The following is a 9,419-nucleotide window of genomic DNA, read 5'->3' on the forward strand; positions in this document are numbered from 1 at the left end:
TACCTCACTAGAGCATTTTCGGTTCTGATTGAATCAGAACCGAAGCTCTAGATTCTTGTTTTGGCGCGTTTTCTTCACGCGAACCGGTATCCACTTCGCTCGAAAACGCTCTAGATCTGCATTTCGTATTCCGCGCGCATCCCTTCATGACCCTGCTCGTTCCTTTGCAGGCGGTCGCCTTGAGTGGGCGGCGGCACGCTCGTCGCGCCATCGGAGGTCAATCGATCGGTCCTCAGATAGCCGACGGCTGCGCGCTTCACTTTTTCAAAGGCGTGGTTCTCGATCTGCCGCACGCGCTCCGGCGAAATGTCCAGCCGGTTGGCGAGCTCTGCGAGCGTGGGCGGGTTCTCGGCGAGGCGCCGTGCTTCGAACACCTGCCGCTCCCGCGGTGTCAGCACCTTCAGCGCGGCCGAGAGTGCGCTCGTCTGCTGGGTCGTCTCATCCCGTTCCGCCAGTATCACTTCGGCGTCCGGGGAATCATCGACCAGCATCGTCTCCCATTCCGCCGTTTGTCCATCGTCGTCCATCGGCTTGTTCAGGGAGAAGTCGCCGCGCAGCCGGCCGTCCATCTCGATCACGTCGGCAACGGTGACGCCCAGGTGCTGGGCGACCGTATTGGCAATTTCCGGCGTGAGCGAGGTCGGGTTGTTCGAGACTTTCCTGATTTCGCTCCTGAGGCGGAAGAACAGCTTCTTCTGAGCCGCGGTCGTTCCGATCTTGACGAGCGACCAGGAGCGCAGGATGTATTCGTGAATGCTCGCCTTGATCCACCATAATGCGTAAGTCGAAAAACGCGAGCCACGGTTCGGCTCGAATCGTTGGGCGGCAACGACCAGGCCGACATTGGCTTCGGCGATGATATCGGGAAGCGGGAGACCATATCCGCGATAATGCCGCGCTACCTTGGCCGCAAGCCTGAGATGACTTTTGACGAGCGCATGCAGCGCGGCCTGATCGCCGAATTCATGCCAACGGCGTGCAAATTGCTGTTCCTGTTCCGCGTCCAATAGACAGTATTGTTCCATTGTAAAGGTTCCGTCAGTTATTTGCGCCCGGCGCTTTGCGTCGAGAGCTGGTCGGGGCCTGAGCTATGTCGAGGCAGTACGATCATTAGGGGCAGGCGCTGCATCGGTCTTTCGAGAGCGACGGTTTTTGCTGAAACGCACATTTCAGATCACCTCGGTTGGGCGCACGGCGTCTCTGTCCGGCCAGACCGCATCGGGAAGATTGACGATGATTGGCGTCGGCGTGCTGCGAACGACGACCCAGCGGAACGGTTGCTCGTTCGAGAGATTGCTTTCCATGTGCGGCAGGAAGGCCGGAACGTGGATGAAATCGCCAGCCTTTGCGTAGGCAACGAATTCTCCTTTGGCACCCCAGCGGATCTCGCAGGCGCCGGAAAGGACGAATGCGATCGTTTCCTGCTCCCCATGATGGTGGATACCGGTACACGATCCCGGCTTGACCTCGAAAAGCCCGCCCCAGATGGCCGAAGGGATACCGAGCGCGGGATCGATCGCGGCACAACGTTCGGAGCCTGGAGTTTGTGTCGTGCCGAGGTCGAAGCGATCGGGGCTGACAATTTGGACTGAGCTGTTCATGGTGATCACGCTCACGTTTCGCGTTAGCTGCTCGCTGACGATAGGCAGGCGTGGTCGGCAGGGCCATTAAACAGGGGTTTAATCAGTTCACGTCCGATTGAGAGGACGCTGCTTACAAATCGGTGAGCTTGCTGTGCTCGCAGACAGCGGGCTCACGCCGCAGTTATTTGTGAAGTGTGCGTCGGGTTGAGGAGGTGAGGCGGGCGTGCGAATTCGCAAAATACGTGCGATCTCGATCTTGCGATTGCCTGCGGGCCGCGCGCTATCCCGGCGACGACGGAGCCGAGCGTCGCGATACAAACGACGCCCGGCTCTGCCACGCTCCTTGGGCTCCTCTAGAGCTTTGGTTCTGATCCAATCAGAACCGAAGCTCTAGATTCTTGTTTTGAAGCGTTTTCTTCACGCGAACCGGTATCCACTTCGCTCGAAAACGCTTCAGGCGGCTTATGTGTCTGACTTGGTTTGGGCCGCTGGGCTCGTGGCGGACACCCGCCACACCGTGTTTCCAACATCGTCGGCGATCAGCAGTGCACCCGCCCGATCGATCGCCAGGCCGACCGGCCTGCCGTGCGCACGGTCGTCCGCATTGAGGAATCCAGTGACGACATCCTGCGCAGGACCGGATGGCTTGCCGCTGCTAAACGGCACGAACACCACCTTGTAGCCGTTGAGCGGGGTTCGGTCCCAGCTTCCATGCTCGGCGACGAATGCGCCTCCATGGTACTGCGCTGGAAGGTTATTGCCTGTGTACATGGCGAGGCCAAGCGGAGCCACATGAGAACTCAGGGCATAGTCCGGCACGATCGCCTTGGCCACGAGATCGGGGCGTTGTGGCTCGACGCGCGGATCGAGATGCTGGCCATAATAGCTGTAAGGCCAGCCATAGAAGCCGCCATCCTGCACCGAGGTCAAATAGTCCGGCACGAGGTCGGGGCCGATCTCATCACGTTCGTTGGCAATGGCCCAGAGCTTGCCGGTCTCGGGCTCCCACTGCAGCCCGGTGGGATTGCGCACGCCGCTGGCGAAGATGCGATGGGCGCCGGTCCCGCGGTCGATCTCCCAGATCGCGGCTCTCTCATACTCGGCCTGGATGCCATTCTCGGTGATGTTGCTGTTCGAGCCGACACCGACATAGAGCTTTGTGCCGTCAGGGCTCGCCAACAAGGTCTTGGTCCAGTGATGATCGATCGGCCCGCCGGGAAGATCAGTCAGCTTGGTGCCCGGGGCGGTGATGCTGGTTTGTCCATCCTCATAGGGATATCGGACGATCGCATCCGTGTTTGCGACGTAGAGATCGTGGCCGACCAGTGCAACGCCGAATGGCGAGTTAAGGTGGTCGAGGAACACCGTGCGCACATCGGGAATGCCGTCGCCATTGGTGTCGCGCAACAGCGTGATGCGATTTGCATCCTGCGCCTTGGCGCCGGCGAACCATTGCACCCAGCCGGTGACGAGATCCTTGGGCCGGAAGACAGGGGCCTTCGGGCCATTGCTTTCGACCACCAGCACGTCGCCGTTCGGCAGCACATAAAGCGATCGCGGATGTTCGAACCCCGTGGCCAATGCACGGATCTGCAATCCTTCCGCCACCTTCGGCGTTTCGCTGCCCCACGGAGCTGGCCGCGCAATCCTGATCGGCGGCAGCAGATATTGCTGCACCTCCGGCAAGTACGGATGGGCGCCGATCTGCCTTGCAGGATTCCCGCCGCTGTCGTCACAGCCGGCGAGACTCAAGGCAGCGGCGGCGGCCACAGCCACGGCGGCAAAGCGCGGCAGGTTCGCCGCACGGGAAAGATTGAGCAAGCTGGTCATTCGGCTGCTCCTGCGCGATCGCTATAGGTCAAGCCCCAACCTCCCACCGCCAGGGACAGCAGAAGGATCGTGACGAGCCCCGAGAGCGCGAGGCCGGTCGGCACCACCGCTGTATAGCCATCGCGGCTGTGAACGAGGACATTCACGATCGAGAGCACGATCGCGACAACATAGGTGAGTGCGCGAAACCAAGCCGGCCTCTGCCTGTCGATCAGGAGATCGATCACGGCAGCAATGGCCGCAAGCGCCGCGATCACCAGGCCGGCCGCAATCAGCCAGACCGAAAATCTCTCCCACATCACCAGCGCAGTTCGCCAATAGGCGAGATCGGTGACGAAGGCGCCGATCAAGTAGGCCACCGAAAACGGCAGCAGCATTTGATGAATGGCGTGCCGGCGGGGCGCAACCACCGGCTCCGCTTCGGTTTCGATTGTGGAACTGCTATAGGCCATCGCGATTTGCGTCATACTTCGATCCTCACGATAGTGTGCACGTGCGCGGCATCTCGGCGCTAACGCCTGCTTGGCAAGGCAACTTTCGATCTGTTCGATATGTCGGAGCGCTTCGCAGCTCCCATAGGTGCAAATGGGAAAGTGGGCGGCGCTTTCAAAAGCACGCGTTCGAAACTGACGGTAAATCCTCTGTGACCTTAGCCGCTGACCTCGGCTCGGCTCGCGAAACCTATCCGAGCTGCCTCCCGCGTCATCGTCTCGAGGCGTGCGCTCGTTCGGCGGCGGCGGTATCGGCGGGTGTGCCAAGGTCGGGCAGGTGACGCCGTCAGGCAATCTGTCATATGGTTGACATAGGAAGGTACCATGTGAGGACCGAGGAATGGCGCGACCTCCGGGATCTGCTTGCGCGAAATCGAAGGCCCTCGCGAGGAAGTAGCCGACGAGACGGCTCGGTTGTCAGTGATGGTACGTATTGGCCAAATCGCTTCGTCCCGTGCGCAAGTCCGGCAGAGGATGAGCTTGCCCCGCTTCGGCGCCTGGACCTTGGCCAAGGTTGCGGCGCTACTTGTCATTTTGGTAGGGGTTACCGTCGCATCTGGAAACGAGCGGAAGCCGCCGATCGGCCTCATGACGTTTAACATCCCGGCGCAGCCGCTGATCGACGCCCTGCAGGCGTACAGCCAGCAGGCTGGCGTCCAGGTGATGTTCGAAACGACCTCGGCGGCCGGCTTCCGTTCGCTGCCGGTCAACGGCGAGTTCACGCCGCAGGCCGCGCTGCTGACGCTCTTGGCCGATACTGACCTGAGGGTTCGCTATAGCCGATCCAACGCCGTGACGCTCGCGCCGGCGTCCGTGCCGGATCCGGACGAGCCGCCCATCCATCCTCCGGTCTCCGCGGACATAACGCTTGGAACGTTGCGTGTTCGCGGTACGACCGACGCTTCCGATCGCAATCTGGGGGAGTATATCAGCCTCCTGCAATCGGACATTCAGAAGGCGCTCAAGAAGGGCGGGCGGACCAGGCGGGGCGAATATCGGGTCGCGGTCAAACTATGGGTGACGCCGTCCTCGCGAATCGTAGACAGGGCCGAGCTCGACGGTTCGACAGGCGACCTTGATCGGGATAGCTCGATCGCCGAGAGCTTGCGTGGCCTGGTGTTGAGCCAGCAGGCGCCGCCCAACATGCCGCTCCCGATCCGCTTCATGATCTCGATCCACGCGCTGTAGGCGACCAATATAAAGGGTTGCCTCAAGCTCCGGCGACATCTTACTCGATGCTGCGGCCATCAAACGATTCTCGGGGCGCGCAGCCGTTGCCAACGATTGCGGCAAAGCGGCCGCGGTATCTCGATCTTCCCGCACCTGTGGTTCGATTGCCGCAATCGCCGACCAGCTTGCAAGTGACTGATGTCCGTCACGCGAGTGTCATCCTCGGTCGATAGGGAAAATCGTGGGACTGACCACGGTCTGCGAAATGAAACGCAGGGCGTGGCGTTGCGGGGCTGGTAGGTGTCTGATTCGAATAGTAAATCTCTGCGAGAGACAGTCGCAGCTGATTACGAGGGCTTGGCCAAGCGTCTGACGCGCTGCCTTGGCTCCTCGGATTTCGCGCGCGAGGCGCTGCACGAAGCGTTTCTGCGGGTCGATCGAGTGTCCGATGCGGTGCCGATTCATAGCCCCGTCGACTATCTCTTTCGCACCGCGCTGAACGTTGCCAAGGATCGGCGCAAGAGCGATCGGCACTTGTTGAACGCCTCGGAAATCGCGGCGATCATGGACATCATCCCCGACGACCGTCCGGACCCGGCGATGGTGACGGAATCGCGCATCGAGCTGACGGAGTTTCAGAAGGCCCTCGCGGAATTGCCCGCCCGGCGGCGCGACGTGTTTGTCGCGGCCCATCTCGACCATCTCCCCCACCGCGAGATCGCTACTCGGTTTGGCATCAATGTGCGCACGGTCGATTTCGACCTGCAGCATGCCATGGAGCATCTCAGCCGCCGGCTCGGCCGCACCGTTCTCCGGCGCCTCGGGCCGCGTCCAAAGGCGAAAGCCAGCGAGTAGCTTGCATCTTGGCAAGGGACGTGCTTGTGAGGCTGTTTAGATCATAATCCGATTGGACGGAATCGGATCATGATCGTCTTTGTTTGAGCATGATCTCCGCGCAAACGCTTCGCGTTTGTCGCGAGGGAAAACCGGTTTCCGCTTTTCCGGATCATGCTCTAGCGGCATTTTTCCAACGCGCACGGTTGAATGGCTGCGCGGACCGCGAATCTTCAAGAAAAATTTTGAAAGATGCACTTTCTATAGCGATAAAGAGCTTGAAAGTGCGGATAGCCCGGATTTTCGATTCAGTCTTCCTTTGCGTCAATCGTCTATAGAGCATGAGGACGCGGTATTTTTGAGTACGCCGGAATCATTCGGCGGGAGAATCAACAAAGAGCGATTGGCCTTGACCGCAGGCGACGATATTCCTTCCGAGCTGGACCCGCTGTTGCGGCAGGCGCTTGCGTGGGTTATTCGCCTGCACTCGGGCTCGGCGACGTCGGACGATGCTGCCGCTTTGGCACTTTGGCGGCAGCGCAGCGCTGAACACGAGGCTGCCTTCCGCGATGCCGTGAGGCTGTGGCGCAGCTTCGGGGAGGCCACGCGCGCGCTCGCCAGCCAAGAGCTTGTGAATGTCGAGCGTTGGAGGCCGCCTCTCGCGCGCGACAGGCTCAGCCGCCGGGCGCTGATCGGGGGCGCGATGGCTGCTGCCGCATCGGTGGCCGCCGGATATGTGGTCGTCCGTCCGCCGATGGGGCTATGGCCGTCGTTCGAAGAACTGTCGGCGGACTATCGGACAGGCAAGGGCGAACGACGCAACATCGCCTTGGCCGACAACGTCTCGCTGACGCTCAACACGCAGACGAGCATCGCCGTGCGGTCCGAGCAGGGGGCTCCGCGCATCGAACTGATTTCGGGCGAGGCTGCCGTCCAGGCCGAGCGCGACGCGCCCGCGCCGCTTGTCATTGATGCCGCCGGAGGCCGCGTCACGACGCGTCGTGCCAGTTTCAATGTGAGATGTCTCGATCGTGCCGTCTCGGTGTCGTGTCTTGAAGGCGCCGTCGAAGTCGAATGGAAAGGACAACGCGTCGCCATTTCGGGCGAGCAGCAGATATCCTATTCGGCGGCGATGGGGCTCGGACGCGCCTCGCAAGCGGATTTGGAGCAGGCGGACGCCTGGCGAAAGGGTCTTCTGATCGTCCGCGACTGGCCGGTCAATCGTCTGGTCGAAGAGATCAATCGCTACCGGCCGGGCAGGATTGTCGTTATGGACGAGCAGCTTGGGCACCGGATGATTTCGGGCACATTCCATCTCGATCACCTGGACGACTTCATCGCTCAGGCCCACGGCCTGTTCGGCGCCACGGCGCGGTCCCTGCCGGGAGGCATCGTGTTGCTGAGCTAGCGTCTTGAATGGACTCCATGTCCCCCGCGACAAATTGTTCGACAAGACGGGTCTGCCAGACAAACTGCAGGACAATGAGGATTCAATGATCAAGCCGCGACATGCGGATGGCGTGCACCGGTGTCGCGGGTTGGCCACCGTCGTCCAAGGCATTGCGGTCGGTTTCGGACTGCTGGGGCTGACGACGACGGCCGCTTGGCGCGCCGAGGCCCATGACATCGGCTGGGCGGTTGGGAATTTCGCGCCGCATCAGCAGCGGTCTGAGGTTTCGCCCCTGGCGCGCACGCAGGAGCCTACGGTGCCTAACCGCCAAAAGACCGGCACCGGCTTTTTTGTCGACGACAAGGGCCATATGTTGACCGCCCGTCACGCGGCGGAAGATTGCTCGCGGCTTATCGTCTTCAAGGAAGGCCGGGCCCTGGCGGCGCAGCTCGTGGCCTTGTCGCCCAGCGCGGATATCGCGCTGATCAAGGTGTCGAAGACCCTGGGGCTGGCGGCGGTTTTCCCGAGCTCGGTCGGCGTGAGCACCAACGATATGGTGTTTGCCTCTGCTTACGATAAGCTGGCGACCAACCGCGGTATGTTTGCAAACGCGACCGTCGCGGGAAGCCCAGGCAGCCAGTCGGGTGTGCTGCAGATAGATACGGATGTCACCTTCGGCGCCAGCGGTGCGCCGGTACTGGACAGTCGTGGCCTGGTACAAGGGATCATAAGCCGCAGGACCGGATCGAGCCGTGTGGTCGCGGTGGGGGCAGGGGACGCCAAGAGTTTCCTCGCCTCCAAGGGGGTTCGTGTCGCGGAAGATGACCGATCCCAGATTGTCGCCACGACCTCGCGATCCAGCCGGGCGGCTTCGATCTCGGCACGGGTCACGTGTTTGCAGAATTGAGGCGAGACGCATGTGGCAGATGAGTTCTCAATCGAATCCGTTCCCGGCGCGCCGACATTCGCGGCATCGGTCCGCGTCCAAGATAGCCGGTTGGGTTGCGGCGACGGCCATCGTGGCGACGTTTTCGCCGGCGCTGGTTTCCGCGCCAGCGCGGTCGCAGGAATTTCGCGAGGCGAGCAAGGCGCCGCCGCATTGGACTCAATTCGCGAAGCTGGTCAGGTATCGTTTTGAAGACTGGATGGGAGCGGATGACGAGGTCGGCAATCGTTTCCGGGCCTATCTTCGCGAACACCGCGGAAAAGAGGACGGGCCGCCGCAGATGCTCGAGGTGCGCGCCTGGCTCAATCCTGACGGCACGGTCGAAAAGGTGAGCTTCCCCCCGCTCAACAATGCGCAGGCCGAAGCTGATCTGCGGAAGATCCTCACGCGGGGCAATGTCGGGGAGGCGCCGCCACCGGAAATGCTGCAGCCCCTGCGCCTGCGCCTGTTGCTGAATCTGAAATAGCATCACGACCGGGACGATGCTGGGAAAGCCGGGCGGTGCGTGGTTTGCGCCGCGCGCTTCGCTGGTGGTCCGCAGGGCGCACGCGCCGTCCGCGAATCGTAAGGCGCACGCAAAAATTTCTTAAGACTTTGATTCAGTCTCGCTCCGGGTCGATCGTCTGTTGAAGTGAGGCACCATGAACGCGGCATTCCGCCGTGTCGTCATGTGTGTGCCCAGGAGACGAGCGAGCACCCGTGCAATCTGAGATCGGTTACAAGCGTGGCGGACCTGCGTCCGCCCGAACGGTGTTGCTCGGCCTGAGGCCTATCGTGTCGGTGATCGCCGGCGGTCTTTGCGCGCTGACGTGGGGTGAGGCGGGTGCCGCGCCGCAAAGGGCGCAGCAGCCGGCGAATGCATCCCCTGCGCAGCAGCCCGCGAATCCGGACAATGCGCCCGCGCCGGCCGGGGCGGCGGCGCAGAGCGCGGCGCCGGCGCAACGCTTCGACATCGACGACTTCGCGGTGCAGGGCGCCGACAAGCTGCCGCAGATCGACGTCGAGGAGGCGATCTATCCGTTCCTCGGTCCGGGCAAGAGCGCCGACGACGTCGAGAAGGCGCGCGCGGCGCTCGAGAAGGCCTATCGCGACAAGGGCTTTCAGACCGTGAGCGTGTCGGTGCCGACGCAGAATGCGCTGCGCGGGGTCGTCATTCTCAAGGTGGCGGAGATGAA

10 protein-coding genes are annotated in these 9,419 nt (G+C 62.0%); 6 read left to right on the forward strand and 4 right to left on the reverse strand.

Annotated elements, in window-relative coordinates; all coding sequences use genetic code 11:
* Positions 1-110: 110 nt before the first annotated feature.
* The 4 genes from OZ411_RS26695 to OZ411_RS26710 all read right to left on the reverse strand — a co-directional run bounded on the left by OZ411_RS26695 (position 111) and on the right by OZ411_RS26710 (position 3,880).
* Positions 111-1,025, reverse strand: coding sequence for an RNA polymerase factor sigma-32 (locus OZ411_RS26695; protein WP_282530347.1), 915 nt, complete (start codon positions 1,023-1,025; stop codon positions 111-113).
* A gap of 144 nt (positions 1,026-1,169) precedes the next feature.
* Complete coding sequence (locus OZ411_RS26700; RefSeq protein WP_282530354.1) at positions 1,170-1,601, reverse strand: cupin domain-containing protein; 432 nt, start codon at positions 1,599-1,601, stop codon at positions 1,170-1,172.
* Positions 1,602-2,045: 444 nt separating this feature from the next.
* The gene (locus tag OZ411_RS26705; RefSeq protein ID WP_130582535.1) at positions 2,046-3,413 is read right to left on the reverse strand and encodes a sorbosone dehydrogenase family protein; all 1,368 of its coding nucleotides are present in this window, start codon (positions 3,411-3,413) and stop codon (positions 2,046-2,048) included.
* Entirely contained in the window at positions 3,410-3,880 is a 471-nt protein-coding gene (locus tag OZ411_RS26710; protein ID WP_282530348.1) for a DUF2231 domain-containing protein, read from the reverse strand. Before OZ411_RS26710 ends, OZ411_RS26705 begins: the two co-directional genes overlap by 4 nt.
* Before the next feature lie 612 nt (positions 3,881-4,492).
* On the opposite strand from OZ411_RS26710, the gene OZ411_RS26715 reads away from it, so the two are divergent.
* The 6 genes from OZ411_RS26715 to OZ411_RS26740 all read left to right on the forward strand — a co-directional run.
* Positions 4,493-5,092 carry a hypothetical protein gene (locus tag OZ411_RS26715; protein WP_282530349.1) on the forward strand — a complete coding sequence of 200 codons (600 nt, stop codon included), beginning with the start codon at positions 4,493-4,495 and terminating at the stop codon, positions 5,090-5,092.
* A 282-nt stretch (positions 5,093-5,374) separates the two neighbouring features.
* Entirely contained in the window at positions 5,375-5,929 is a 555-nt protein-coding gene (locus tag OZ411_RS26720; protein WP_130582537.1) for an RNA polymerase sigma factor, read from the forward strand.
* A gap of 79 nt (positions 5,930-6,008) precedes the next feature.
* On the forward strand, positions 6,009-7,316 hold the full coding sequence (locus OZ411_RS26725) for a FecR domain-containing protein (RefSeq protein WP_349017037.1): 1,308 nt from the start codon (positions 6,009-6,011) through the stop codon (positions 7,314-7,316).
* Between the two features lie 34 nt (positions 7,317-7,350).
* Complete coding sequence (locus OZ411_RS26730; RefSeq protein ID WP_282530350.1) at positions 7,351-8,205, forward strand: serine protease; 855 nt, start codon at positions 7,351-7,353, stop codon at positions 8,203-8,205.
* A gap of 112 nt (positions 8,206-8,317) precedes the next feature.
* Positions 8,318-8,710: a hypothetical protein gene (locus OZ411_RS26735; RefSeq protein WP_282530351.1), complete on the forward strand. Its 393-nt coding sequence runs from the start codon at positions 8,318-8,320 to the stop codon at positions 8,708-8,710.
* Between the two features lie 308 nt (positions 8,711-9,018).
* The coding region (locus OZ411_RS26740; RefSeq protein ID WP_282530352.1) for a POTRA domain-containing protein at positions 9,019-9,419 on the forward strand (401 nt) is incomplete at its 3' end.

The sequence above is a fragment of the Bradyrhizobium sp. Arg237L genome (assembly GCF_029990105.1).
In the GTDB taxonomy this organism is placed as follows: Bacteria; Pseudomonadota; Alphaproteobacteria; order Rhizobiales; family Xanthobacteraceae; genus Bradyrhizobium.